Raw genomic sequence first — 23,658 nt, forward strand, 5'->3', positions numbered from 1 at the left:
AAGGCCGGCGGCATAAATCCCGACGGCCTTTTCTCTTGACGGAAGACGATCGAAATATCGGTCTCCGTAATTGCCCGGACTCAACGCAACGCATCGACTCGGACAGCTTGGACGATGTCGCGACAGCGACGCTACGCCCGCGCCTGGTCTAGCGCAGCGGCATCGGCGGACGCACGACAGGTCCGTCGTCATCGGCAACGGCTTGCGTCGTGGCGACCGGTGCTGCTGTCGGCGCGACCGCGGCAGCCTGCGAAGGTGCAGGCGGCGCAGGCGAATAGGCCGGCATGTAGGTCTGCGACACGACCGGCTTCGGCTTGCGAACCGGAGGCGCCGGAGACCGCGGCGGGAGCGTCGACACGCGCGCGCGCGGATCGACCGGCTTGACCTCAGCCACCGGCTTTGGCGCGGGCGGTTTGGCCATCTCGCGCGCCATCTGCTCCTGCCCGGCCTTCAACTCGGCGATGTTGGCCTTGAGCGCTTCGATCTGCTGCGCCATCGCTGCGAGATCGCGCGTCATCGATTGTACCGACTGCGATTGTACCGATTGCGCGGGATCGGACTGCGTTGCGACCGGCGCGGCTGCTGCAACCTGAACCGGAGGCGGCGTCGCAGATTGGGCAGATTGATCGGCCGCTTGGTCCGTCGCTGCTTGCTCCGCGGGCGGCGCGGCCTGTGCGGCGGTGACCGGCGCGGCGGTGACTGGCGCCGCCGTTCGCGATGTCGAAGGCAGCAGCGAGGTCAACGCAGTCAATGCTGGTTTCCATTCGGCGAGCATCTGCCTGGCCGTGTCGCCATGTTTCTCCCAGGCGACGGCGGCGCCCACGCTTCCGCCCGCAAGCAACATCGTCACGAACGCGCGGCGCAGCCATTTGCCGGCGGAGGATCGCTTCTGCCGGTTGCGATCGTCGCTGGCCGCGACGCGCACGGCGGTGTCGACCGAGGGCACTGCCGTCTGCGGCTCCAGGACGGGACTGAACTTCGGCTCCGGATTGATGGTGCGCTCCGGCGCGAACTTCGGATCTATTTTCGGCTCTGGACGGGTTGCGATCTCAGGGGCCAACGCGGGCGCGACGCTGATGGGGCGCGAAGCCAGCACCATGTCGGGTGAAATCTGAATGGCGTCATGCGGATCGTTGTCCTTGACCGTGTCCTTCACGATCTCATCGACGATTTGCCTGGAGTTCAGCGTCGCGAGCATTGCGGCTCCTTTAAAACGCGAGTGTTTAAAGTAGTGGTCGTCCGCATTGGCGCGAGCCGATCTGTTGAGGTCGACTCATCCCAAATCTGATGAGTCAAGCACATGACGCACGAGTCCAGCCGGGTTTGACCAAAGCAAGGCGAGGGGATGGAGACTGTGCGACGCTCTTTCGCCGTTTGTGGTGATGGAACCAGGCCAGTCGAACACGCGCACGTGTTCCCTCCGCCTTGTTTTCAGCACGATTTGGGCAGCATCTGGCGTCGCTGGGAGCGCAACTATCCGCTATCGGGGGGCCGGTGGTGCCAAAATCTCTTATCGTATTGTTCGTCATTGCCATGCTTCCGCTTGCCGGCTGCATGCAGACGACGCTTTCTCCATCGACGGATGCGAGCATGACGCCGCGCGACCGGCAGTTGCTTGCGCACACGCCCTACGCGCAGGCGAACGTGCCTGAGCAATATCTCCGTCATATCGTCGACTATCCGCGCAAGGAGCAGCCGGGCACGATCCTGGTCGATACCGATGCGCGCTACCTCTATTTCGTGCTGCCCGAAGGCAAGGCGATCCGCTACGGCGTCGCGGTCGGCGAGGAAGCCATGGCCTTCTCCGGCGTTGCGCGCGTCGGTCGTCTGGCGGAATGGCCCGACTGGGTTCCGACAGCGGACATCCAGGCGCGGCTCGGGCCATATCCAGCGCGCGTCGCCGGTGGCCCCGCCAATCCGCTGGGCGCGCGGGGCATCTATCTCTACCTCGGCAACAAGGACACGCTCTACCGTATCCACGGCACCAACCAGCCGGAATATATCGGGCAGGCGATCTCGTCCGGCTGCATCCGGATGCGCAACGAGGACGTGATCGATCTGTTCGACCGGGTGAAGATGAATGCGACGGTGGTGGTGCTGCCGCCCGGGCAGAACGCGCGGGTCGATGCGGGGTCTAGCTGGCGCGGCTAAGCGCAGTGCGATCGGTCAGTCCACGGCTCACGAGACTTTCGTCGTGGGCAGGGCTGCCGGTTGAGACCTAGTTCTCAGGCCGGGCGACGCGCCATTGCAGCGTCGTGGCATTGCCGTTGGCATCGCCTGGCGCCTTGTCAGCCGGCGAGGTGTAGAGCGGACGATAGCGGTACGCCCACATCTTGCTGCCGTCGTTGCGGCTGATCACGGTGAAGTCGCCGATGGCTTTGGCGTCGACCGTTGCGGGGAGCGGTACCCAGCTCTCGGCGCACTTGCCGTTGCAGTTCGACGTCTTGCCGGTGGTGTCGCGCTCGTAAGTGTAGAGCGTCATGCCCTTGAGGTCGACGAGCGTGGGGCCCTGCTTGGTCAGGATCACCTTCGCCGGTGCGGTCGTGGCCTCGGGCTTCGGCGGAGCAGGGTCGCCGCCGCCATGGCCGTTGGCAAGCGCGGGACCGGCCGAGAGCGCGATGGCCGTCGCCGCAATGAGGAACCTGAACATCCGAAACTCCCGAGCGGCAAAGTTAATCGCGCATTAAACGCCGAATGTTGTCGACCGTAGCAGCCGAAGGTTAGTTCCAGGTTTCGCGGCACTGCGACAATTACGGATGGAAATACGGGGGTTATGCCTGCACCTCGCGCAGCGGGGCGCGGCTGAGCTCGTTGCCGGCGGCAATGGCCTTGTGCAGGAGCCGCATCAGCTCCTCGCCTTCCTTCGCGCTGAGACCGCGCAGCATGACGCGCTGGGCGGACTCCACCGCCGGCGTGATCTTGCGCAGCGTGCGTCGGCCCTCGTCGGTGATCTCGAGCTCGCGGGCGCGGCGGTCGCGGCTGGAGGCGCGGCGCTCGGCAAGGCCTTTCTGGACGAGGCGGTCGATGACGCCGGTGATGGTGGTGCGGTCGTAGGCGATCAATCCTGCGAGCGTCACCTGGTCGAGCCCCGGATTGGCCTTGATGGTCGCAAGTGCTGCGTATTGCACCGGCGTGAGGTCGAAACCGGCTTCGCCAACCTCGGCCAGAAACACCGCCACCGCGATCTGCTGGAACCGGCGCGCCAAGTGCCCGGGCATGTCGTTGTTGTCTTTCACCGAATTCTCCTCGGTCGCAGGGACGGTGCGGATCATTGACAAGTATACTGATAGTCAGCATACTGATCAATATCGAAGAAGACGTTGACGGGAGAGATGCTCATGCAATTCCATCTCAATGGATTTCAGCCGGGCGATCCTGAGATCGCCGATCCCGCCGACCGCATTCAGGCTTCGGGCGCAGCCGGGGCCGTGCCGGAAGAGGTCGATGTCCTCATCGTCGGCTGCGGCCCTGCGGGTCTGACGCTCGCGGCGCAGCTTGCGCAATTTGGCGACATCAAGACCTGCATCGTCGAGCAGAAGTCGGGCCGTTTGCTGGTCGGGCAGGCCGACGGCATCGCCTGCCGCACCATGGAGATGTTCCACGCCTATGGCTTCAGCGCGCGCGTGCTGAAGGAAGCCTATTGGGTCAACGAGACGATGTTCTGGAAGCCGGACGAACGGACGCCGGAGAAGATCTTGCGCAGCGGCCGGGTGCAGGATGTCGAGGACGGGCTGTCGGAGTTTCCGCACGTCATCCTCAACCAGGCGCGCATCCATGACGGCTTTCTCGACATCATGCGCAAATCGCCGGCCAAGCTCGAACCCCATTACAACCGGCGCCTGCTCGACCTCGAGGTCGATGCGGCCGCGGGTCCCGCCGACCATGCCGTGACGGTGCGGCTCGAACGCGTAGATGCCGCGAACGAGGGCAAGATCGAAACGATCAAGGCGCGCTATGTCGTCGGCTGCGACGGCGCGCGCAGCACGGTGCGCAAGTCGATCGGCCGCGAGCTGCATGGCGATTCCGCCAACCACGCCTGGGGCGTGATGGACGTGCTGGCGGTGACCGATTTTCCCGACATCCGCTTCAAGGCCCTGATCCAGTCGGCGAAGGACGGCAGCCTGCTGATCATTCCGCGCGAGGGCGGCTACATGGTCCGCCTCTATGTCGAGCTCGCAAAACTCGATGTCGGCGAGCGCGTCGCCAATCGCAACATCACCGCCGATGACGTGATTGCGAAAGCGCAGCGGATCCTGAACCCGCACACGCTGGATGTGAAGGAGATCGCGTGGTGGTCGGTCTACGAGATCGGCCAGCGCCTGACCGACAAGTTCGACGACGTGCCGGAGGCCGAGATCGCCTCGCGCCTGCCGCGCATCTTCATCGCCGGCGATGCCTGCCATACCCACAGCCCGAAGGCGGGGCAGGGCATGAACGTCTCGATGCAGGACGCTTTCAATCTCGGCTGGAAGCTCGCCGCCGTCCTGCGGTGGCAGTGTGCACCGAGCCTCCTGCATTCCTATTCGGCCGAGCGCCAGGCGGTGGCGAAGGAGCTGATCGATTTCGACCGCGAATGGGCGGGCATTCTCGCCTCCGCCGCCAAGGCCGGTGGTGCCGATGCGGCCAGGACGCAGGACTATTTCGTCAGGCACGGGCGCTACACCGCCGGCACGGCGACGCATTACCGGCCGTCGCTTCTCACTGGCGCGACATTACACCAGCATCTTGCCGAAGGACTCGTCATCGGCACGCGCTTCCATTCCGCGCCGGTCATTCGGCTCGGGGATGCCAAGCCGGTCCACCTCGGCCACGCATCGCAGGCCGATGGCCGCTTCCGCATCTACGCGTTTTCGCCGGCGGAAGATCCCGCGGCTGCTGGCTCGGCCATTCGGTCCCTGTGCAATTTCCTCACCGAAGCCAGGGAATCGCCGGTCAGGCGATACACGCCCGCTGGCGCCGACATCGACAGCGTGATCGACCTCCGAGCGGTCTTCCAGCAGGATCATCGCGAGCTCGCCATTGAAGCGATGCCGTCGCTGCTGCTTCCGCGCAAGGGCCGCTACGGTTTGTTCGATTACGAAAAGATGTTCTGCCCCGACCTCAAGAGCGGCCAGGATGTCTTTGCGATGCGCGGCATCGATCGCAAGGCCGGCTGCATGGTCGTGGTGCGGCCAGACCAGTATGTTGCGGCCGTGCTGCCGCTCGATGATTTTGCTGCGCTTGCGTCGTACTTCGATGGCTTCATGCTGCAAGCGAATTGACGGGCTAAAGCGTTCATCGGCGCGTTGCGCCGATGAACGGCGAATGAATATTGAACCGCGCGCGGCGTCCGTCTCAATCTTTCGACGGATGCGACGACTGCTCGCGGAACGCTCATTGCGCGAGCGCGTTCCGACTGGAACGAGGAGGAATTCGCCATGAGACTCAGAACCGCTTTAGTTGCAGCATTGTTACTTGCCCCGACGGCCGCGCTGGCTGCGCCGGGAATCGTCACCGTCTCGACCGGCTTGCGCGCCGGGCCGGGGCCGGGCTTTCCACTGGTCGACCGCGTCCCCGAGGGCGCCCGCGTCAACATCCATGGCTGCCTGCGCGGCAATGCCTGGTGTGACGTGAGTTTCTCCGACGATCGCGGCTGGGTGTCGTCGCAATATCTCGAATATCTCTACCGCAATCACTACGTCTATCTGCCTGACTACGCCGACCAGATCGATGTGCCGATCGTTCCGTTCGTGCTGACCTCGTACTGGTCGAACTATTACGAGGGGCGTCCCTTTTATCGACGCCACGCCTACTGGAATAATTACTGGACCTCGCATCAGCACGTTGCGGCGCGGATGACGATCGATCCGCGTGCGGCCCGCATCGGCCGTGCGGCGACGCATGACGCCGCAATCGCGCTGGGACGCGAGGGTGTGCGCGGCAAGGGCGACAGGGGCGCCGCCGTGATTTCCGGGCGTGACGCTGTAACCACACGACATGACGCCGCGATTACCAAGCGTGACGCCGCGATCGCGAAGCGCGGCGCTGCGGTCACGGCCGACCGGACCCACGCCGGACGGAGCGAGCGCATCGCGCATGAACGTGCCAATGTGCAGACCCGCAATCCGCGCGATGCGCAGGCGCGCATGATGCACGACCAGACACAAAGCCGCGCGGCGCGTGCACAGCCGATGGCGCGCGCGCACGACGCGCCGCGTGTCTCGGCCGCGCCTGCCGCACGTCCTGCAGCGCCGCACATGGCTCAGCCGAATGTGAGCCACGGTTCGCCGATGAATGCGCGCGCGCAGATGCCGGCGCCGCGCGCGGCAGCACCTGCGATGCCGCACGGCGGCGGCGGTGGCGCTCCGCATATGAATGCCGCTCCGCGCGGTGGCGGCGCGCCGGCTGGCGGGCCCGGTGGCGGTCACCAGAAGCACTGACACCACCAAGAAGGCCCGGCCCTCGCGCCGGGCTTTCTGTTGGGCGCCCTCGGGTTCCCGGCCTGTCTAATTTAAGAAAGTTCTTCGCGGGCAGATTTCATCGATCGTAATATGTCTACTAAAAGCTGTAAGCATCCACTCGGGGCAGCGGGGCAACGGGAGGATGACGATGAGACAGAGCCAGGCGGAGACGCGCCGCCAAAATGTCGCGAAGCGGTCGATGACCAAGGAGGCCAAACAGCTGTCCAGCCTGATCGCCGGGCTGCGCAAATCCCTCGACGGGATTCACAAGGAGCGGACGAGCACGAAGCTCACCGGTGCCGAGATGGGCATGCTCGACGAGCGCCGCAACAATCTGCTGCTGACCATCGCAGCATTGGACGACCGCCTCTCGGCGGTGCAGGGGCTGATCGATCTCGGTCGTCCCCATATCATCCGCGTCCACTGAGCGGATCGCGATCTCCTAACGGTTCCGTCGCGGCGGCGATGGACCCGGGCGCGGTGGCCGGCTCTGCAGGGCATAAGGGTTGGCGTAGCACTGGGCGGACTGCCCGGAAGCAGTCGCGGCGCACTGTGCGATCGACGTGAAACTGCAATCGATGCTGCTGCCGTCGATGGTGTAGATCTCGATGCAGACCGGATAGCGCGGATCGTAGGTCTGCGCCCGCGCAGGTGCGGTGGCAAGCAGCGCCACGCCAGGCAAGCCCGCGACAAGCAGAATCGCATTTCTGATGCTGCGCACGATCAATCTCCATCGCTCAGTTGGAACCAGGGGCACAATGCTGCCGTCGATGGCACCAAATTGCCACGCTCCCGGCGAATTGCCGCCAAAGCCCGCTGCCACGAGGAGAGTTGGTGCAGGGCGACGCAAGGGGATGCGCATTGGCCTATAAAATGGTCGCAGAACGCGACAATGAGAAGTGCAGTTTTGCCCGCGAGAGCCGGTTGCTCATCGTGGCGAAGGCAAAAGTATGGGCGAGCGAGGGATGGCAGGTCGTCATCACCGACCCGGACGGCAAGGCCTACACTCCGCCCGAATTCGATCAGCTGTTGGCGGCGTGACCGCGCGACGGGGCCGATTCTTCTTTTGACGCGTTTTTTTACGCGAACCGGAATCCACTTCGCTCGAAAACGCTCAAGGGGACGACATTGATTTCGCTGTTTCGACCGGGGCGCGACGCGATCGCGCCCCTGGTGACTCTCGCAGCCGCGGCGCTGACGGTGACGGTCGCGTCCGCGCAAAATCTCGATGCCGGCAAGCCGGCCGCAAAGCTCTTCGCGGACGGCTGCGCGACCTGCCATCGCAGCCCGCGGGGATTGGCGAAAGGGCGCTTCAGCCTGACGCTCGCCTGGTTCCTGAAGGACCATTACGCAACCAGTCCCGACTCCGCCAAGGCGCTCGCCGCCTATCTGGTGTCCGTCGACGAACCGCCGCCGCGCGCGACGGCCAAGTCCGGCGCAAAGCCGACCAAATCCGCGCCGCGTCCGCCCAAGGCAGTGCAGAGCCAATAGCCGTCGTTCCGGCTATCCGCGCCGATAGGTCTGTGCGATCAGGCGGTCGTGCACGGTACGCAGGTCGGCGCCCATGCGCGTCTGTCCCGTCGTGATGTATGACAACCAGGCGCCGTCGGCGGCGAGGCGCACGACGTGGAGTTCGGGCGCCGCGTCGGTCGTACGGTGACGCTTCAGGCGCGCCTTCATCCAGTCGTTCCAGAGCCGGCGCAGGGACGGATCTGTCACCACGACCATGCTCAGCGCCGCCCAGGGCGTCGCAAAGCCGAAGGCCTTGCCGGTGAAGACCGCATTGACATAGGCCCGCGTAAAGCCGCCGCGCGGCTTCGGGTCCGCTTCGATAGCGGCGTCGATCTCGGCATCGACGCGGGCGAGGAGATCGGCGAACAGGCCTTCGATCAGCGCCTGCTTGCTGCCGAAATGATGGAACAGCCCGCCCTTGGTGACGCCGGCCGCCGCTGCCACCGCCTGCACCGTGATCCCCGATACGCCGTGATCCATGGCGATCGCCGCGGCATGGTCGAGCAGGGCGCGCCGGACCTGCTCGGGCTGCTTGGCGCGGGTGTAGGCGCTGGCCGGCATCAATGCGCCGTCGTCTGCGAGAACAGGTTGATGACCACGACCCCTGACACGATCAGCCCGATGCCGACGAAGGCCGCGGCGTCCAGCATCTGACGGAACAGCACGAAGGAGACGGTGGCGGTCAGGATGATGCCGACGCCGCCCCAGATCGCGTAGGCGATGCTGAGCGGAATGACCCGGATCGCCACCGACAGCGCGTAGAACGAGGCGACGTAGAACAGCACCATGGCCAGCGTCGGCCATGGCCGCGTGAACTGCGCGGACTGCTGCAGGAAGGCGGACGCGGTCACCTCGAAGACGATGGCGAGGGCAAGCGCTGCGTAGGCATTGAAGGCGGAGGTCATGGCGAGCTCAGATGTGGCGCGCGAAAGATACCGCGCGGTAGGTATGTTTAGCACGCGGAACATGGCTTTTGGCGGGTGGATTTATCACGTGTGAGTGACGAGCCTGCGACAGGGCGGAGCCTGTCGGCGGCGGTTTGCCGGAGTTTTGGCTGTTTCGCCGAGAAGACGAAGCCGCCGCGCGATAGATCGCACGACGGCTCAGAGTGTCGATTTTATGCAGCGTCAGCTGATCCGCACGGAGAGCTCGACGTCTTCGGCGAAGGGCGTGGACATGTAGCCGCTTGCGGGCCCGCGTACGCGCGCGAGATAGTCGGGGCTGTCGTCGGCATTGTCGGCGACGATGATCGCGCCCGGCTTGAGATGGCCTTCGACCAGATCCAGGATCTCCGGGTAGAGCGCCTTGGCGCCGTCGAGCAGCACGAGCTCGACCGTGTCGGGCAGATCGGCGCTGAGCGTCTTCAGCGCATCGCCCTCGCGGATCTCGACGAGATCGATCAGTCCGCCGGCCGAGAGATTGTCCCGCGCCCGCGCCGCCTTGGACGGCTCGAACTCGCTGGTGATGAGGCGGCCGCCGCCATTGTCACGCAAGCCTGCGGCAAGGTGCAGGGTCGAGATGCCGAACGAGGTTCCGAACTCGACGATCACCTTGGCGCGCGAACTGCGCGCCAGCATGTAGAGCAGATGACCGGTCTCGCGGGAGACCGCGAGCGGTGCGTTCTTCAAGCGTCCGTAGAGGTCGCGGTATTCGGTCTTGCTCCGCATCATCCGCGCCCGGTCTGCGTCGGACAAATCGGCGACGGCGGCATGCGTTGCGCCCCTGGCTGCTTCGGCCTCGTCAAACAGGCGATCCAGCAGCGGCGCAAGCGTTGTGATGGTTGGGGTGGTCATTTGATGTCTCCGGAGTTCGCGAAGAAGCGCGTGCTTGCGCAGGGATTGAAATACGACTAATTCGTCGCATTCCCTATTCGCATTGCCCGAGCACGCCATGGCCGACCGTCGAAGCCGTTCAATTTCCTCGAGAAAACAGCCGCAACAGGCCCGATCGAGCGGGCTGGTGGCCGCGATTTTGGATGCCGCTGTTCAGGTCCTGGCCAAGGAGGGAGCGCAGCGTTTCACCACGGCGCGGGTGGCGGAGCGGGCCGGTGTGAGCGTCGGATCGCTCTACCAATATTTTCCGAACAAGACAGCAATCCTGTTTCGTCTCCAGAGCGACGAGTGGCGGCGCACGAGCGAGCTGTTGCGCGGGATCCTCGCGGATGCGGCGAAGCCGCCATTGGCGCGGCTGCGCGCGCTGGTCCACGCCTTCATTCGTTCCGAGTGCGAGGAGGCCGCGATCCGCGTCGCGCTCAGTGACGCTGCGCCGCTGTATCGCGACGCGCCCGAGGCACAGGACGCCCGAGCAGCCGGCGAGGGGATCGTCGCCGTGTTCATGCGGGAGGCGCTGCCCAAAGCCACGGATGCGACGCGTATCCTCGCCGGCGAGCTGATCACGGCGACGCTGAGCGATGTCGGCAAGAGTTTTTCGGAAGAGACGCGGAGCGAGACGGAGATCGCAGTCTATGCCGATGCCATGGCCGACATGTTCTGCGCCTATCTTGCGACGCTGAGGCATTGCTGACGTCAGCGTTTGCGGGCCGATTATTCTTCAGATTTTGCCGGGTCATGGGTTAGCCTTCGCTCGCCGTCCCCTATTCGAGCCATCGAGCGCCGCGCCATGCATCTGCTTCGCCCCCAGTTTCGCATCGAGGAGCAGCGTGCGCTGGAATTTGCCGGGCAACGCGGCTTCGGCATGATCGTCGCGGCGGACGAGCACGGTCCGCGCGCCTCGCACGTGCCGTTTGTGCTGGACCAGCGCGACGGGAGCGTCGTCGTGCAGATCCATTTCACCGCCAAGAATCCGCTCGTGTCGCTCGCAGACGGCACGCGGCGCTTCCTGCTGATCGTTGCCGGCGACGACGCCTACATCTCCAACGACTGGTACTCTTCGCGCGACAATGTCTCGACCTGGCTCTACGAGGCCGTGCACCTGTCGGGCGTGGTGCATCTGCGCGAACTGGACGAGAACCGCGGGCATGGCGATGCGCTGCTTGCGGTGTCCGAGGCGCGGTTGCCGAAGCAGCCCTGGGACCTCGCGCAAATGGAGCCGGGCAAGCGCGAGAGCATGCTGGCTGCGATCCGGGTCGTCGATCTCGTGGTCGACACCGTCGAGGGGCAGGCCAAGCTCAATCAGCACAAGAGCGATGCGGACCATGTCGCGGTCGCCGACCGGCTGGCGCGGTCGGAGGAGACAGGGCACCGGCGGCTGGCGCGGAAGATGCGGGCCCTGCGGCCGGGGCTGGGGTATGGCGTTGTCCCGTAGCCCGGATGGAGCCAACGGGTCGGCGCGAAGCGGCCGCCCGATGACAGCCTCCGCGCAATCCGGGAATCATGCTGCAATCTCAGACCCCGGACTACGCTTCGCTCCATCCGGGTTACCTTGCGTCATCCATTATTTGACCCTACGGACCTCTCATGCTCGTCATCTCCATTCAAAGCCAGGTGGTCCACGGCCATGTCGGCAACAGCGCGGCCGCCTATGCGATGCAGGCGGAGGGCGTGAACGTCGCGGCGGTGCCGACGACGCTGCTGTCGAACCATCCGCGTTATCCGACGTTGCGCGGGCGGGTGCTGGAGACCGAGCTCGTCGCCGATCTCCTGAAAGGCGTCGAAGAGCGCGACCTCGTCGATGAGGCCGCGGTGCTGGTCACCGGCTATCTCGGCTCCCCCGGCAATGCGGCGGTGATCGCCGACTTCGTCGAGCGGGCGCTGACGCGGAATTCGAAACTGGTCTATCTCTGCGATCCCGTGATCGGCGATGACGGCCGCGTCTATGTTGCCGACGGCATTCTGGACGTGTTGCAGCACCGGCTGCTGCCGGCCGCCAACCTGATCACGCCGAACCAGTTCGAGCTCGAGCTGCTGTCGGGCGTCACGATCGCGGACACGCAGGGCCTGCGCACGGCGTGCGCGGCGCTGGCGGGGCAACGTCGCATCGATGTCGTCGCTACCGGTTGCACGCTCGCTGACACGGCAGAAGGGCAGGTGGAGACGATCCTGTGCGCCGACGGCCAGCTGTCGCGCTTTGCGACGCCGCGGTTGCCGATCCGCCCCTCAGGCACCGGCGATCTGCTCACCGGCCTGATTGCGGCGCATCTGGCCAAGGGCAAGGCGATGCAGGCGGCCGTACGGCTCGCGGTCGAAACCATCTTTGCGGTGCTGGTGCGCACGCAAGACGCGGGCACCGCCGAAATGCGCCTCGTACCGCTGCCGATCCCCGGGCGGAAGCCGTAACAGGTCAGGTCGCGCGCTTGCCGGCCGATTGCGCCGACTTCTGCGGCTTGGCCAAACCCTTCTGCTCGCGTGCGGCGTGTGTCTTTCGCAGCTTTGCGTGGGCCGCGGCCCGCGTCACCTTCTTGGACCTCACGTTGGCCGCTTCCTTGTGGTCTCCCGTGCCACGCTTCGAGATGTATTCCTGTCCGTCGACCGGGCCGACATGCGGCGGATCGCGGCCGAGATAGGGCCGGCCGATGCCGAATGCCTTGCCGTTGGCGTCGACCCACTTCCACAGGATTTCGGTCGAGACCCAGCGCTGCGTGCGGTTGTTGCCCTGGGTGCTGACGATGTCGGCCGCCATGCCATGGCCGTAGCCACCGCGCGTGCTGCCGCCATGATAGGAGCGGTCGGAGGCGGCCTTCAGGCCGCTTGCGATCGACTGGCGGTAGTCGTCGCGAAACGCGCTGGTGATGCCCGGCGACAGGCCGGCGGCCTCGGCTGCGAGCATCATGCGAAACAGCTTTCGCTTGAAGCTCTTGTCCATGCCGCCGATGACGTAATCCATCATCTGCATGCTGGCGCGCTCGGCCGCTTTCGGATCCTTCCAGCCAAAATCCTGATCGACCAGCTTTGTGAAGCTGCGCATCACCGTGACCATCTTGCCCCTGCGCTTGACGGTGACGGGGCGGCGGTCCTCGACCTTGATCGAATCCTCCTTCGCGGTGCGCTGATAGAGCGTCCACAGATAGCGGTCGATGCAGGCGTCCATGACAAAGCACTCATCGAGCACGGCGACGGTGTCAGCCGGCGGCGAGGGCTTGCTCGCGGCAGGCGCTGGGTCGGTCGCGATCGCTGCGGGCGACAGCGCATCTGTCGGCACAATCTCGGTGGGATCGGCGGATGCGAGCTTGACCACGGGCTCCGGCGCCGGTGCGGCTTCTGCCGGTGCAGCCTCGCTGAGGATGGGCGGCGGGGGTTCAGGTGATATCTGTAGTGCCGGCGACGCCTCCGCCGGCAAGATCAGCGCCGGATCGGCCGAGGCGAGCTTGATGACGGCGGCGGGCATCTCGGCTGTTGCGGTCTCGGGGGCCGGATCCGGATTCGGTGTCGCGGCGACAGCGGCCGCGATATCGGCGGTCAGGGCGATGCCATCCTCGATGGCCGCAGCATGCGGGACGTCGGCGAGCTCGAGCCGGCCAAGATCTTTCGCGCGCGACACGGCGGCAGCATTGGCGCTGCTTTTCTCGATGAGGGCCGGAGCGGAGGCGGACAGGGAGAGCACCAGCCAGCCGGCGAGAACGGCCGAGGGGCACGAGACCGCCACCAGAAGAGACCGCCGATCATTCATGATCCCTGCCTCCAAACGGTTCTGTTCGAACCAATCTTGCACAGCCAGGCACGCGACGCGTCAATTGTTCGGAGGATGGTGTGGCGGCGCAATGGCGCAAATAGGCGAAATGGGTCTTTTCGGGCGGGTGTTGCCGAGGTGCAACGCGAATTCCCTGCGGTTTCAGGGGCGGCAAGTGGCTGAAAAGCGCCAGCCATTCATTGTCATCAAATTGAAGGGATTGAATTTACTCAATCTTGGATTGCGGTTTGGTATCTCTCCCGTAACGGCAACGTGCGGTAGAGTTGGAAGGATGCGAGTTGTGAAATTGAAATGCCTGTTGACCGAATTTGCCGCCGATGAATCCGGCGCCACCGCGATCGAATACGGCTTGATTGCAGCTGGTATCGCGCTGGCGATCATCGAGATCATCTATGCGCTCGGCACCAATCTCGTCGCAAAGCTGCAATCGCTGGCGACGGCGTTGAAATAAGCCGCGTGGACGCGGGGCATGTGCTCGGTGCCTGACCGCCGCCCATAAAAGTGTCATGTCGCGTCAGGCGGGGCTTCGACCAAGCGCTTGTGCGCATTAAACATATTGCCATGCAGCGGGCGCGCTGTTGCAATGCAGCAGAGCATGTCGCAATGCAGCAAAACGCGCTTAAATGTGCTCCGAACTTCCACTCAGGAGCATCACCAATGAACAAGAAGACTCTGTCGATCGCCGCCGCCATCCTGACGATCGCGGGCAGCACCGCGGCCTTCGCCGCCGAGCTGCCGACCTATGAGGCCAACGGTTTTCCGGTCTCCCCCCTGCAGGTGCGCGTGCTCGGTGCCGCGCATGTCCAGCAGCAGGCAACCGTGCCGACCACGGTCGCTTCGGTCCACCAGGCCCGCGTGCTGACGCCGCGCAAGGTCAAGACCGCTGACGTCACGACGGGCACGGCCCGCTGATCTCAATCGTCTGAAGACAACACGAAGCTGGCTCGTCTCCTCCCGAGCCTGCACGGACCGCGTTCTCTTTCGGGAGCGCGTCTTTTTTTGAGAGGCGTGCCGTGATCTGGCGCGCCGTGCGCGGGTTGAGAAAGTTGCGGCAAGAAAAATCGCCGTCGCGCGCCGGTTGTGTACGGCCGTTCAAGACGAGTGTGATCTCTTTAATAGTTGCTTTGCAGATCGCGGCGCCTGATGCGGGCGTCGCTCATTGGCGGCCAAAAATCGTTTTCATAATGGAGGGCGTCATGCCCGTTGCGCAGAAAGCCGTTATTGCCACCACCTCGCCGCGCGCGTTCATTCTCAGGCATCTTGCATTATTCGCAGCCGCCGCGCTGTTCGTGTTCGTGCTGAGCCTGACCTATGGGCTCGATCTCAGCCCCGGATTTTTCTGAGCGAAGTTGCGCAGCTCGATTCGGGCTACGCATGCTTCGATGAGCGTAGACTGGACGGCGATCTTCCATAGAGCTCGGCGAACGCGGCGTTGAAACTCCGCAGGCTGCCGAAGCCGGCCTGGAACGCGATGTCGGTCATGGTGTGTTCGCCGGCATCGAGCAGGCGTTTTGCGCGCTGGACGCGCAGCGTCTTGGCAAGCTGCTGCGGCGTCGCGCCGACATGGCGCTCGAACAAGCGCGCCAGGTGACGCGAGGAGATGCCGAGCCGCATCGCGAGCGTCACCACCGAATCTTCATCGAGCGCGCCCTCGTTGATCAGCTTCACCGCGCGCGCGACCGTCGAACGCGTGCCGTTCCAGGCCGGGCAGAACGGCGCTGTTTCGGGGCGGCAGCGCAGGCAGGGACGGAAGCCAGAGGCTTCGGCCGCGGCCGCCGTCGGGTAATAGACGACGTTGCGCGTCAGCGGCTGCTTGGCCGGACAGACGGGGCGGCAATAGATGCCCGTGGTCTTCACCGCGGTGAAGAAGCGGCCGTCATAGCGGGGATCCCTGCGCAGGCGCGCGGCGTTGCAGTCGTCAAAACTCAGCATGGCCGGATGATAGCGCATGCCCGCGCGGGAGGAAGGGCCGCCGGATGACCGAGTCCGATTGTGGCGAGCCGCAACGCGCATGGCGGCCTAGAAGGCGGCCCTAGATGCAAGCCCCCTCAATGCCAGTCCTGGAGCGCGCCGTGACCAGCCCGAAAGACATCGTCCTCAACGCCTGGAAGACCTTTTCGTCGCGCGATGCCGGCCGCATCGCCGCGCTGTTCACCGACGATGCCGAATGGATCGCGCAGAAGGGTAACGCCACCGCGGTCGCGCTCGATCACACCGATCACATGGTGGGCGCGCAAGCGATCGCGCGCTTCATCGCGCAGGAGATGCACAGGATGTATTCCGAGATCGATATCGCCTTCCGCGGCGTCTACGCCGACGGCGATGTCGTGATCGTGGAGGAGCGGATGCGTGCCACGCTTGCGGGCGGCAAGCCGTACGAGAACGACTATTGCTTCGTGTTCACGGTGGCCGGGGACCGTATTCGCGAGGTGCGGGAATACATGGACACGCGCAAGGGATGGCGGATGGTGTTCGGCGAGGAGGCATGATGGTTGGGATAGGCCGCGTGCCAGACCTGCAACGGCGTGGGTTGAGGCGGCTCACGCGCTGACATAAGGCTTGCCCATGGATCAGCGAACGAGCGGCGCTGACGCTCTCATTCAGAAGAACGATGCGGCGCCGGCGGTACTCGGCGTCGTCTGCGGCCTGTCGGCTGCGCTGTTCTGGGCGCTGGGCTTTGCCGGCACGCGGCACGGCCTCAAGGTCGGTTTCACCCCGGTCGATCTGCTCGTGCATCGCTATGTCTGGTCGGGCATCGCGTTCCTGCCGCTGGTCGCGCGCGCCGGCATCGGTGATCTCTGCGGCATCGGCTGGGGCAGGGGCCTTGTGCTGATGGTGCTCGGCGGTCCCGTGATGTCGCTGATCTCCTACACCGGATTCCTGTTCGTGCCGCTCGGCCACGGCAGCGTCATCCAGCCCTCATGCGCGACGCTCGGCGGCCTCCTGCTAGCGGCGGTCGTGCTGAAGGAGCACATCTCCGCTTCGCGCCTTGCCGGCGCCCTGGTCATCGTCGGCGGCCTCTGCGTGATCGGCACGGAATCGATCGGCCATATCGGGTCCGATGGTGTGCTCGGCGATCTGACCTTCGTGCTCACCGGATTCATGTTCGCCGGTTTTGGCGCGCTGCTGCGGCACTGGCGCGTCTCCGCCGTGTCGGCCGCGCTCGTCATCAACGTGCTGTCGCTGCTGCTGTTGCCGGTCTATCTCGCCACCGTCGGTCTCGCCCATGTCGCGGCGATCGGCGTGACCGAGAATGCCATTCAGGCGCTGGCGCAGGGCGTGCTCGCCGGCCCCGCCGCGCTTTATCTGTTCGCCGTCTCGGTCCAGCGCCTCGGCGTCGCCCGCGCCGCCGTGATCCCGGCCTGCGTGCCGGCGCTGACGCTCCTGGTCGGCTGGCTGCTGCTCGGCGAGCCGCCGACGATGTTGCAGGTGGCGGGCCTGGTCACGGTGCTGGGCGGGTTCTATCTGGCGCAGCGGCAGCGGTGATCGCGCAGCGCGACCGGAGGTGCGGCAACATTCCGGATTATGCATCCGCTCCGTCCGAGCTACGCTGCCCGTCATGACCATCTTGCTCAACATCGACGTTCCCGACGCAGCGCAAGCGACCACCTTCTACACCGCCACCTTCGGCCTGACGGTCGGCCGCCGCTTCGGCACCGACTTCGTCGAGCTGCTGGGCTGGCCCGCGCCGCTGTATCTTCTGACCAAGCAGGCCGGCACGCCGGGCGCGGGCAGCGACCGCCGCCGCTACGAGCGGCACTGGACGCCGCTGCATATCGACGTCGTCGTCGACGACGTCGATGCCGCCGTCGCGCGCGCACTTGCCGCCGGTGCGACCCTCGAGGCGCCCGCGCGCGATGCGCCCTATGGCCGGATCGCCATGCTGGCCGATCCTTTCGGGCACGGGTTTTGTCTGCTGGCGTTCAGCGCGAAGGGGTATGACGCGCTGCTGGAGGAATAGCTCGAGCGGACGCGGGCGGCTTAGGCCTTCTTCACGAACTCCGATTTCAAATTCATCGCGCCGATGCCGTCGATCTTGCAGGCGATGTTGTGGCCGTCGGTGGCGTCCTGGAGGCGGATGTTCCTGACCTTGGTGCCGCCCTTGACGACCGACGACGACCCCTTGACCTTGAGGTCCTTCATCACGATGACGCTGTCGCCATCGGCGAGCGCATTGCCATGCGCATCGCGCACGCCGGCCTCCTGCGCGACCGGAGTGGCCGCATCGCCCCCAGCGCTCCATTCATGGGCGCACTCCGGACAGACCCAGAGATCGCGGTCCTGATAGGCGTGCTCGGACTGGCAGTTCGGGCATTTCATCGGTTCGGTCATTGCTTGCCTCGTCACCCCCTAGAGCCTTTCCCGTTCCGATGGAATCGGAACGGGAAGGCTCCAGGTTTTTGTTTTGGCGCGTTTTCTTTACGCGAGCCGGTATCCCGAAAACGCTCTCACGGGCGCGCCGCACGCATTCCGCCGGAAAAGATGGATTGGGAGCAAATCCTTTACCATGGCGTCCGGTCCCGGTTGAAGTGCCGGAGCCTTAGGAGTTCGGGAAAAATTCCGCGGTATCCATGTCCTGATCATACGGATGCGTCGGCTCCGCCGTTCGACGCTGCCGCAAGCTTTGGGAGTCCAGGTCATGAGCGAGCATCGTGCCGCTGCCAGACATCAGACGTTGCGAACCGGGATTGTCGAGTTCGACAACGGCACCGGCAGCCTCGTCAGCGTGCCCTGCACGATCCGCGATGTCTCCGGCACCGGCGCCCGCCTGCAACTCAACTCGTCGCTGTGGGTGGCCGAGCAGTTCACGCTGGTCTTCAGCAGCGGACTGCGCAAGAACTGCCGGGTCGCCTGGCGTAAGGGGAGACTGATCGGCAGCGCGTTCACTGAGGGTTATGCGAGCCTGGACGAGCAGGCTGTCATGATGACCGCGGACGAGCAGTCCCGGCACCGGCTCGGGATCGGCGCGCGCGTCAGAGCGGCGCGCGAGACCCGCGGCTACACCGAAGCCCAGCTCGCCGAGCGCATCGGCGTCACGCCCGCCTTCCTGGCGCTGGCCGAGAACGGCGAGGCCGACATTCCGCTCTACCAGCTGATGCACATCGCCGATTTGCTGATGGTCGGCCTCGACGGGCTCGTCGCAGGTCCGCCGCCTGAGGACGTCGACGCGGCGTAGGGGCCACCTCGCGGAACCGTTCGCCCAACAAAAATGTCGAAAACAACCCCATGCACCGTAGAAAACACGCATGATTTCAGGGGGCCGCGAGATCGAATATTGTGTTGATCCTTCGGCAAGCCGGGTCGTCGACTGCCCGGATCGATTTCGGTGATCCCGAATAAAATTTGACTCGTCGGGCAAAACAGGGGCACTATGGCATGGTAGCGCCGGTGCGACGGAGAGGTGCGTCGCCGGGGCCGCGGGGCGACATGCCGAAAAACCTGAAGAGAAAACTGAAGACCTACCAGACCTCGCTCGGCTTCTACGATCAGGCGGTCGCCGCACCCTCGATGAAGTCGGCGCTGGAGGCCTGGGGCGCCAGCTCCAACCTCTTCCATCAGGGCGCTGCGAAGGAGACCGATGATCCCGACATCGTCGCCGCGACCATGGCAAGCCCGGGCGTCGTGCTCCGGCGTCCGGTCGGCTCCGACGGCCCGTTTACCGAGAGCGCCGAGCTGCCGACCGATCTCGTCGACGGTGAGGCCAAGCGAAAACCCAAGTCCAAATCCAAGTCCAAATCCGAGTCGAAGCAGCGTCCGGCCAAGGGCGCAACAAAACAGTCACGCAAGATTGACGATCAAGACGCGCGCAAAGCCGCCGCGGCGTTCGAGAAGGAAGAGCGGCGGCGAGACGCCGAGCGCCGCAAGGAAGAGGCCGCCCGCGCCAAGGAGCGAGTGCGCCGAGACAAGGCGGTTGCCACGGCCCAGGCGGCGCTGGACGCAGCGAGGCGGGAGCACGACGCGAAGGCGGAGGCGATCGAAGCCGAGCGGGCCGCGCTCGACGAACGCGCCGAGGCCGAGCAGGGCCGGTGGGACAAGCAAAGGATGAAGCTGCAGGAGGCGTTGCGCCGCGCGCGGGAGTAGGGAACGCGCTGGGGAGCGCGCGGCCGGTCAATTGGGTTGCGAGCTTGCGTCGTCGCTGCCGAGCCGACACCTGCTCGCACGGCAGCTCAAGAAGAGGTTGAACACTCACAAGATCAGTTATCGCTGCGTGCGGCATTCGTGATTAGGAAAAAATGGCAATGTTGAGGCTGTCAAGGATTCATCTGGTTAGGATGCCGCTTATCACCGTAATACACTCAACGCCGTTTGGGGTTCTGGGTGCGTATTTGGGAGGATAATCATGGCAAGTATTGAACAATTGCACAGACGTGAAGGAGTAAACTTGGTTCAGCTCGAGGCGGACATTGCGTCGGTACGCACGGGAAGCTCCATCGCTTCCATTGCTCTGCCTGATTACGTCGAGCACACCGCGGGTGTGACGCGCGTCGGAGCGCTCAGTGCAGAGGCGGTCATTCGCGACTATGAGTCCGCCGCAAAGGAGATCGAGGCCATGGGCACCGAGTTGATCGACGCCGCGCAGAAATGCGAGGCGCTGACAGCCCAGGTCCACGATGCGATCGCTTTCATGCGCGAAACGGCGGCGGGGTATCGGGAAGAGGGACGGAAGATATTCAAGCGCATCGAAGAATGCGCGCTATTCACCGAAGACGTCCGCAAGACCTGCGAACAGATCAAGCGCAGAATGGCGGAAGTCTCGGTCGGCGAGTCTCCCGAGCCGGAGCTTGCGGAGCAAGAACCCGAGCCGAACGGCATCGCCGTCAGGGCGTTGTTGAGCGAGATACACTGAAGTGGGCGTCGAGCGTCCTTCGTAGGACGGTTAAGTCGTTGCGAAACCCATCGTCGCGCGCAGCGTCGATGGGTTCGCTTCCGCTCGTCGAGCTACGCTTGCTGCTTCACCAGACCTTCAGTCCGGCTTGCGCCCGCTGATCGCGTGCGCCCGGGCGCTGCAGGTGATACGGCCGTGCGGGTCGGCGGCGAGACGCGCCTTCACCCGCTGCATGAGCCCGGTGACGTCGGCCGCCGGCATCGCGGCGATGACAGGTGCGGTAGAGGGAGCCTTCGTCTCGACGTTCCAGAACTCGTCGAAATCGCGAAAGGTCCGCTGCACGGTGATCTCGCGCGTGGCGATCCGCTGCAGCCCCGCCGCGCTCCAGAAACCCTTGAGCGCCGCGAGGGTGGAGACTTCCATATGTGGCGGGCGCGTCGGCGACAGCCCCATCGCGCGCATCTCATCGAGGATCGGATCGAGTGGAAAGCCGCCGCCCGTCATGTCCCACATGTAGGTCGCGACGAGGCCGCCGGGACGAACCACCCGCACCAATTCCGAGACACTCTTCGCAGCATCCGGCACGAACACGAGAACCAGGGCCATCACCGCGGCATCGAAGCTCGCGGCCGGAAACGGCAGTGCCATGGCGTCGCCTGTCTGAAACGCAGCACCGCGGGCTCCGGGTCGTGTGCGGGCAAAGGCGAGTTGCCCCTCGGACGGATCGATGCCCTGCACGTCGGCAGGGGTACAGCGCGCAAGGATGAGTTCGGTGAAGGCGCCATTGCCGCAGCCGACATCGATCCAGCGCTGCCCTTGCGCGGGCTTCAGCCAGTCGAGAAAGACCTCGCCGACCGAACGACTCCACACGCCCATCATCTGCTCATAGGCAGCACCGTCGTCGAAGCGAAGCTCGGGCATGGGACGGCTCCACTGGCGCCTCGTCATTGGCGTTTCCGCCGGCGATGCGAGAGGGCGAGGTTAACACATTGGTCATTTCTTTGCGGTCATTTTCACGGCCTCAGTCAGCAAAGAGGCACCATGTCCGACATCACCATTCCCGGCGGCAAAATCCGTTCCTTCGTCGAGCGGATCGAGAACCTCGACAGCGAATTGCAGGAGTTGAGCGAACAGAAGAAGGAAGTCTTCTCGGAAGCCAAGGGTGAAGGCTTCGATGTGAAAATCCTCAAGGAGATCATCAAGCTCCGCAAGGAAGACAAGAACGAGCGCGACGAGCGCGAAAGCCTGCTCGATCTCTATATGCGCGCGATGGACACGGCGTCGCAGGAGCCGGCGAAAGCGGCGTGAGACGATCGGATTGATGCGTGAAGAGGGATAGCCGCGATCGGTGGATTGCGGCTATCGTTCCAGCGTGACGCGGGGAGGAGGCAAGGAGAAGCCGACAGCGGTCATTCAAGCAAAGTCGCGCGCAAATTAGCTTGCCTTGCTTTGCGTCCTTGAGCACTCTTCCCGGGAAGGAGGCCAACGCATGAAGATCATGACTGTCGCGTGTGCGCTCGGAACGGCCCTGGTGCTGTGCAACCTCGGGATATCAGGCGCTGAAGCCCGGACGCGGAAGGCCCAAGTCGTTCGCGAACCACAGCAGAGGCTCATCGTCACGGCGCCCGTGCTCAGGCCAACGCCGTGGGATTACTACATTGTTCCACGATATCGCTATCGCCCTGAAGACGACCGGGTCGATCCATACGGCCCGCCCTATGTGTCGTCATGGGTCCGCTATGAGGGATGGCGGTGGCCATACTGGTGGTGAAGGCCGCCAACGGACGCGGAATGGAATAGACGTGTAGGATGGGTAGAGCGACTTGTCCGCCGTAGCTCGAAGAGCGAAGGCGGAAGCGAAACCCATCAATGGCCGTCATGGAATGATGGGTTTCGCAAGTGCTCCACCCGTCCTGCGCGCTGCTGCTCGAGGCATCCCCGAGACGTGCTATGCTCCCGGGGGGAGGAATCGGCATGAGAGTCGTTACCGCGATACTCGCTCTCTTTCTTGCAAGCCCGGCCGCCGCCCAGGAATGCCAGACATGCTCAATGGCCGACGCCTGCATGAAGGAGTACGGCAAGGCGACGTCGGAGGCCCAAAGGGCCACGAAGCAGGCAGTCCGGGACTGGAAGCAGAACCTGGACCGAAAGGCCTCCGCCGAATTGTCCAGCAGGGGCATACTCGCATTGCAGGACGCGATGGAGGCGCAGGTTCGTTCGGAGCTGGAGCGGCTGAAGGAGTGCCTGGCGAAGATCAGGTAGGGCGCAAGCGCGCGGCGGGAAGCACGCTCATTCAGGGAGGGTTGAGCCTTTGCGAAAACGCATGATCTTCGCGGCTGGCAAGACACTGGTTAAGACACTGGTTGCGCCGTTGTCGTGACAAGCTTCGCATAAGCGCCCGTTGGGATAGTGGCATCTCCGAGTTAGAGGAGATTCTGTAATGCCGATCGCGGGGCAAAAGCTGGCCTTTGTCATGGCCTCGTCCAACCATGGAACGATGATCGTCAATCGCTTCGACTATCGCATGGTCGGTCCTGACCGCGGCTACGGTGTGGGGTTTCAGATCCTCGAAACGGCTGCTTTCGATCCAGTCGAAGTCAAGATTGCTCTCGAACTGCTGGCATTACGACGGCGGTACCACGGTGACGGGGTGGTCGCTATCGACTGTGGTGCGAATATCGGCGTGCACACGATCGAATGGGCCTCGTTGATGACGGGCTGGGGTTCGGTGGTTGCGATCGAAGCCCAGGAACGGATCTACTATGCCCTGGCGGGCAACATTGCCATCAACAACTGCTTCAATGCGTTGGCGGTGCATGCTGCCGTTTCCTCCGAATCCGGCACGATGCAAATTCCACATCCAAACTATTTTGCGCCTTCCAGCTTCGGCAGCCTGGAATTGCGGCAGCGCCCGAGTAACGAATTCATCGGCCAGCCGATCGACTACACCAACAACACCGTCCTCATCCGAAAAATGACGCTGGACGAGCTCAACTTGCCGCGAGTCGACTTCATCAAGATCGATATCGAGGGCATGGAGATGGAGGCCCTTGCGGGGGCTCGGGAGACAATCAAAAAGTACCGCCCGATCCTCTTGATCGAAAAAATCAAGACGGATAACCGGCAACTCGAGCATTGGCTCAACGACAATGGCTACCGGTTTATGGCTCTCGACATCAACATTCTCGCAGTCCATCAAAGCGACGAGTGTTGGAAGGATATCAACGCGCCTCAAAGCGCCGGCCAGCCCGCTGAAGCACGCGCCCTCGCGACAATGAATGTCTAGGCTGGTGC

33 protein-coding genes are annotated in these 23,658 nt (G+C 64.3%); 22 read left to right on the plus strand and 11 right to left on the minus strand.

The window, feature by feature from the left end:
• Positions 1–148: 148 nt before the first annotated feature.
• Entirely contained in the window at positions 149–1,198 is a 1,050-nt protein-coding gene (locus ACKWRH_RS19855; protein WP_445221965.1) for a hypothetical protein, read from the minus strand.
• A 335-nt stretch (positions 1,199–1,533) separates the two neighbouring features.
• Here ACKWRH_RS19855 and ACKWRH_RS19860 point away from each other — a divergent pair, with 335 nt between their 5' ends.
• On the plus strand, positions 1,534–2,151 hold the full coding sequence (locus tag ACKWRH_RS19860) for a L,D-transpeptidase (RefSeq protein WP_445222443.1): 618 nt from the start codon (positions 1,534–1,536) through the stop codon (positions 2,149–2,151).
• Positions 2,152–2,218: 67 nt separating this feature from the next.
• On the opposite strand, the gene ACKWRH_RS19865 is transcribed toward ACKWRH_RS19860, so the two are convergent.
• A complete protein-coding gene (locus ACKWRH_RS19865; protein ID WP_247310940.1) occupies positions 2,219–2,650 on the minus strand; it encodes a COG4315 family predicted lipoprotein in 432 nt (143 codons plus the stop codon).
• A gap of 121 nt (positions 2,651–2,771) precedes the next feature.
• The gene (locus ACKWRH_RS19870) at positions 2,772–3,236 is read right to left on the minus strand and encodes a MarR family winged helix-turn-helix transcriptional regulator (protein ID WP_445221966.1); all 465 of its coding nucleotides are present in this window, start codon (positions 3,234–3,236) and stop codon (positions 2,772–2,774) included.
• Positions 3,237–3,338: 102 nt separating this feature from the next.
• On the opposite strand from ACKWRH_RS19870, the gene ACKWRH_RS19875 reads away from it, so the two are divergent.
• The 3 genes from ACKWRH_RS19875 to ACKWRH_RS19885 all read left to right on the plus strand — a co-directional run bounded on the left by ACKWRH_RS19875 (position 3,339) and on the right by ACKWRH_RS19885 (position 6,867).
• Complete coding sequence (locus ACKWRH_RS19875; protein ID WP_445221967.1) at positions 3,339–5,261, plus strand: FAD-binding monooxygenase; 1,923 nt, start codon at positions 3,339–3,341, stop codon at positions 5,259–5,261.
• 156 nt (positions 5,262–5,417) lie between these two features.
• Positions 5,418–6,419 (plus strand): SH3 domain-containing protein, encoded by a 1,002-nt coding sequence (locus tag ACKWRH_RS19880; protein ID WP_445221968.1) that lies wholly within the window; start codon positions 5,418–5,420, stop codon positions 6,417–6,419.
• Positions 6,420–6,639: 220 nt separating this feature from the next.
• Positions 6,640–6,867: a hypothetical protein gene (locus ACKWRH_RS19885; protein WP_224580733.1), complete on the plus strand. Its 228-nt coding sequence runs from the start codon at positions 6,640–6,642 to the stop codon at positions 6,865–6,867.
• Positions 6,868–6,882: 15 nt separating this feature from the next.
• Here ACKWRH_RS19885 and ACKWRH_RS19890 read toward each other — a convergent pair whose 3' ends face one another.
• Positions 6,883–7,161 carry a DUF3551 domain-containing protein gene (locus ACKWRH_RS19890; protein WP_445221969.1) on the minus strand — a complete coding sequence of 93 codons (279 nt, stop codon included), beginning with the start codon at positions 7,159–7,161 and terminating at the stop codon, positions 6,883–6,885.
• Positions 7,162–7,274: 113 nt separating this feature from the next.
• Between ACKWRH_RS19890 and ACKWRH_RS19895 the strand changes: the two genes are divergently transcribed.
• Positions 7,275–7,481, plus strand: coding sequence for a hypothetical protein (locus ACKWRH_RS19895; RefSeq protein WP_445221970.1), 207 nt, complete (start codon positions 7,275–7,277; stop codon positions 7,479–7,481).
• An 87-nt stretch (positions 7,482–7,568) separates the two neighbouring features.
• Positions 7,569–7,931 (plus strand): hypothetical protein, encoded by a 363-nt coding sequence (locus ACKWRH_RS19900; protein ID WP_445221971.1) that lies wholly within the window; start codon positions 7,569–7,571, stop codon positions 7,929–7,931.
• 12 nt (positions 7,932–7,943) lie between these two features.
• On the opposite strand, the gene ACKWRH_RS19905 is transcribed toward ACKWRH_RS19900, so the two are convergent.
• The 3 genes from ACKWRH_RS19905 to ACKWRH_RS19915 all read right to left on the minus strand — a co-directional run bounded on the left by ACKWRH_RS19905 (position 7,944) and on the right by ACKWRH_RS19915 (position 9,745).
• A complete protein-coding gene (locus tag ACKWRH_RS19905) occupies positions 7,944–8,513 on the minus strand; it encodes a TetR/AcrR family transcriptional regulator (protein ID WP_445221972.1) in 570 nt (189 codons plus the stop codon).
• A complete protein-coding gene (locus ACKWRH_RS19910; protein WP_014495640.1) occupies positions 8,513–8,857 on the minus strand; it encodes a DMT family transporter in 345 nt (114 codons plus the stop codon). Before ACKWRH_RS19910 ends, ACKWRH_RS19905 begins: the two co-directional genes overlap by 1 nt.
• A 222-nt stretch (positions 8,858–9,079) precedes the next feature.
• Positions 9,080–9,745 carry an O-methyltransferase gene (locus tag ACKWRH_RS19915; RefSeq protein ID WP_445221973.1) on the minus strand — a complete coding sequence of 222 codons (666 nt, stop codon included), beginning with the start codon at positions 9,743–9,745 and terminating at the stop codon, positions 9,080–9,082.
• Between the two features lie 97 nt (positions 9,746–9,842).
• Here ACKWRH_RS19915 and ACKWRH_RS19920 point away from each other — a divergent pair, with 97 nt between their 5' ends.
• The 3 genes from ACKWRH_RS19920 (at position 9,843) to pdxY (ending at position 12,187) form a co-directional block, all read left to right on the plus strand.
• Positions 9,843–10,475, plus strand: coding sequence for a TetR family transcriptional regulator (locus ACKWRH_RS19920; protein ID WP_445221974.1), 633 nt, complete (start codon positions 9,843–9,845; stop codon positions 10,473–10,475).
• Positions 10,476–10,571: 96 nt separating this feature from the next.
• Positions 10,572–11,216, plus strand: coding sequence for an FMN-binding negative transcriptional regulator (locus ACKWRH_RS19925; RefSeq protein WP_445221975.1), 645 nt, complete (start codon positions 10,572–10,574; stop codon positions 11,214–11,216).
• 152 nt (positions 11,217–11,368) lie between these two features.
• The gene (pdxY, locus tag ACKWRH_RS19930; protein WP_445221976.1) at positions 11,369–12,187 is read left to right on the plus strand and encodes a pyridoxal kinase; all 819 of its coding nucleotides are present in this window, start codon (positions 11,369–11,371) and stop codon (positions 12,185–12,187) included.
• Between the two features lie 4 nt (positions 12,188–12,191).
• Here pdxY and ACKWRH_RS19935 read toward each other — a convergent pair whose 3' ends face one another.
• On the minus strand, positions 12,192–13,517 hold the full coding sequence (locus ACKWRH_RS19935) for a hypothetical protein (protein ID WP_445221977.1): 1,326 nt from the start codon (positions 13,515–13,517) through the stop codon (positions 12,192–12,194).
• Between the two features lie 307 nt (positions 13,518–13,824).
• On the opposite strand from ACKWRH_RS19935, the gene ACKWRH_RS19940 reads away from it, so the two are divergent.
• The 3 genes from ACKWRH_RS19940 to ACKWRH_RS19950 all read left to right on the plus strand — a co-directional run bounded on the left by ACKWRH_RS19940 (position 13,825) and on the right by ACKWRH_RS19950 (position 14,881).
• On the plus strand, positions 13,825–13,989 hold the full coding sequence (locus ACKWRH_RS19940) for a Flp family type IVb pilin (RefSeq protein WP_028169565.1): 165 nt from the start codon (positions 13,825–13,827) through the stop codon (positions 13,987–13,989).
• 206 nt (positions 13,990–14,195) lie between these two features.
• Positions 14,196–14,450 carry a hypothetical protein gene (locus ACKWRH_RS19945; RefSeq protein ID WP_445221978.1) on the plus strand — a complete coding sequence of 85 codons (255 nt, stop codon included), beginning with the start codon at positions 14,196–14,198 and terminating at the stop codon, positions 14,448–14,450.
• Positions 14,451–14,551: 101 nt separating this feature from the next.
• The gene (locus ACKWRH_RS19950) at positions 14,552–14,881 is read left to right on the plus strand and encodes a hypothetical protein (protein ID WP_445222653.1); all 330 of its coding nucleotides are present in this window, start codon (positions 14,552–14,554) and stop codon (positions 14,879–14,881) included.
• A 25-nt stretch (positions 14,882–14,906) separates the two neighbouring features.
• On the opposite strand, the gene ACKWRH_RS19955 is transcribed toward ACKWRH_RS19950, so the two are convergent.
• A complete protein-coding gene (locus ACKWRH_RS19955) occupies positions 14,907–15,470 on the minus strand; it encodes a bifunctional transcriptional activator/DNA repair enzyme AdaA (RefSeq protein WP_445221979.1) in 564 nt (187 codons plus the stop codon).
• Between the two features lie 140 nt (positions 15,471–15,610).
• Between ACKWRH_RS19955 and ACKWRH_RS19960 the strand changes: the two genes are divergently transcribed.
• From ACKWRH_RS19960 to ACKWRH_RS19970, 3 genes are all read left to right on the plus strand, one after another.
• Positions 15,611–16,027, plus strand: a complete 417-nt coding sequence (locus ACKWRH_RS19960) for a nuclear transport factor 2 family protein (RefSeq protein WP_445221980.1) — start codon at positions 15,611–15,613, stop codon at positions 16,025–16,027.
• A gap of 76 nt (positions 16,028–16,103) precedes the next feature.
• Positions 16,104–17,024 carry a DMT family transporter gene (locus ACKWRH_RS19965; protein WP_445221981.1) on the plus strand — a complete coding sequence of 307 codons (921 nt, stop codon included), beginning with the start codon at positions 16,104–16,106 and terminating at the stop codon, positions 17,022–17,024.
• 73 nt (positions 17,025–17,097) lie between these two features.
• Entirely contained in the window at positions 17,098–17,499 is a 402-nt protein-coding gene (locus ACKWRH_RS19970; protein WP_445221982.1) for a VOC family protein, read from the plus strand.
• Between the two features lie 20 nt (positions 17,500–17,519).
• On the opposite strand, the gene ACKWRH_RS19975 is transcribed toward ACKWRH_RS19970, so the two are convergent.
• Positions 17,520–17,870, minus strand: coding sequence for a zinc ribbon domain-containing protein YjdM (locus tag ACKWRH_RS19975; protein ID WP_445221983.1), 351 nt, complete (start codon positions 17,868–17,870; stop codon positions 17,520–17,522).
• 307 nt (positions 17,871–18,177) lie between these two features.
• Between ACKWRH_RS19975 and ACKWRH_RS19980 the strand changes: the two genes are divergently transcribed.
• The 3 genes from ACKWRH_RS19980 to ACKWRH_RS19990 all read left to right on the plus strand — a co-directional run bounded on the left by ACKWRH_RS19980 (position 18,178) and on the right by ACKWRH_RS19990 (position 20,385).
• Complete coding sequence (locus ACKWRH_RS19980) at positions 18,178–18,714, plus strand: helix-turn-helix domain-containing protein (RefSeq protein WP_445221984.1); 537 nt, start codon at positions 18,178–18,180, stop codon at positions 18,712–18,714.
• A gap of 251 nt (positions 18,715–18,965) precedes the next feature.
• Positions 18,966–19,619: a cell envelope biogenesis protein TolA gene (locus tag ACKWRH_RS19985; RefSeq protein WP_445221985.1), complete on the plus strand. Its 654-nt coding sequence runs from the start codon at positions 18,966–18,968 to the stop codon at positions 19,617–19,619.
• A gap of 259 nt (positions 19,620–19,878) precedes the next feature.
• Positions 19,879–20,385, plus strand: coding sequence for a hypothetical protein (locus ACKWRH_RS19990; RefSeq protein ID WP_445221986.1), 507 nt, complete (start codon positions 19,879–19,881; stop codon positions 20,383–20,385).
• A 117-nt stretch (positions 20,386–20,502) separates the two neighbouring features.
• Here the strand turns inward: ACKWRH_RS19990 and ACKWRH_RS19995 are convergent, their stop codons facing one another.
• Positions 20,503–21,285: a class I SAM-dependent methyltransferase gene (locus tag ACKWRH_RS19995; RefSeq protein ID WP_445221987.1), complete on the minus strand. Its 783-nt coding sequence runs from the start codon at positions 21,283–21,285 to the stop codon at positions 20,503–20,505.
• 120 nt (positions 21,286–21,405) lie between these two features.
• Here ACKWRH_RS19995 and ACKWRH_RS20000 point away from each other — a divergent pair, with 120 nt between their 5' ends.
• The 4 genes from ACKWRH_RS20000 to ACKWRH_RS20015 all read left to right on the plus strand — a co-directional run bounded on the left by ACKWRH_RS20000 (position 21,406) and on the right by ACKWRH_RS20015 (position 23,650).
• Complete coding sequence (locus tag ACKWRH_RS20000; protein WP_445221988.1) at positions 21,406–21,672, plus strand: DUF2312 domain-containing protein; 267 nt, start codon at positions 21,406–21,408, stop codon at positions 21,670–21,672.
• Between the two features lie 181 nt (positions 21,673–21,853).
• Complete coding sequence (locus ACKWRH_RS20005; protein WP_445221989.1) at positions 21,854–22,135, plus strand: hypothetical protein; 282 nt, start codon at positions 21,854–21,856, stop codon at positions 22,133–22,135.
• A gap of 203 nt (positions 22,136–22,338) precedes the next feature.
• Positions 22,339–22,626 (plus strand): hypothetical protein, encoded by a 288-nt coding sequence (locus ACKWRH_RS20010; protein ID WP_445221990.1) that lies wholly within the window; start codon positions 22,339–22,341, stop codon positions 22,624–22,626.
• A 178-nt stretch (positions 22,627–22,804) separates the two neighbouring features.
• Complete coding sequence (locus tag ACKWRH_RS20015; RefSeq protein ID WP_445221991.1) at positions 22,805–23,650, plus strand: FkbM family methyltransferase; 846 nt, start codon at positions 22,805–22,807, stop codon at positions 23,648–23,650.
• Positions 23,651–23,658: the final 8 nt, after the last annotated feature.

This window comes from Bradyrhizobium sp. Pa8 (genome assembly GCF_052588265.1).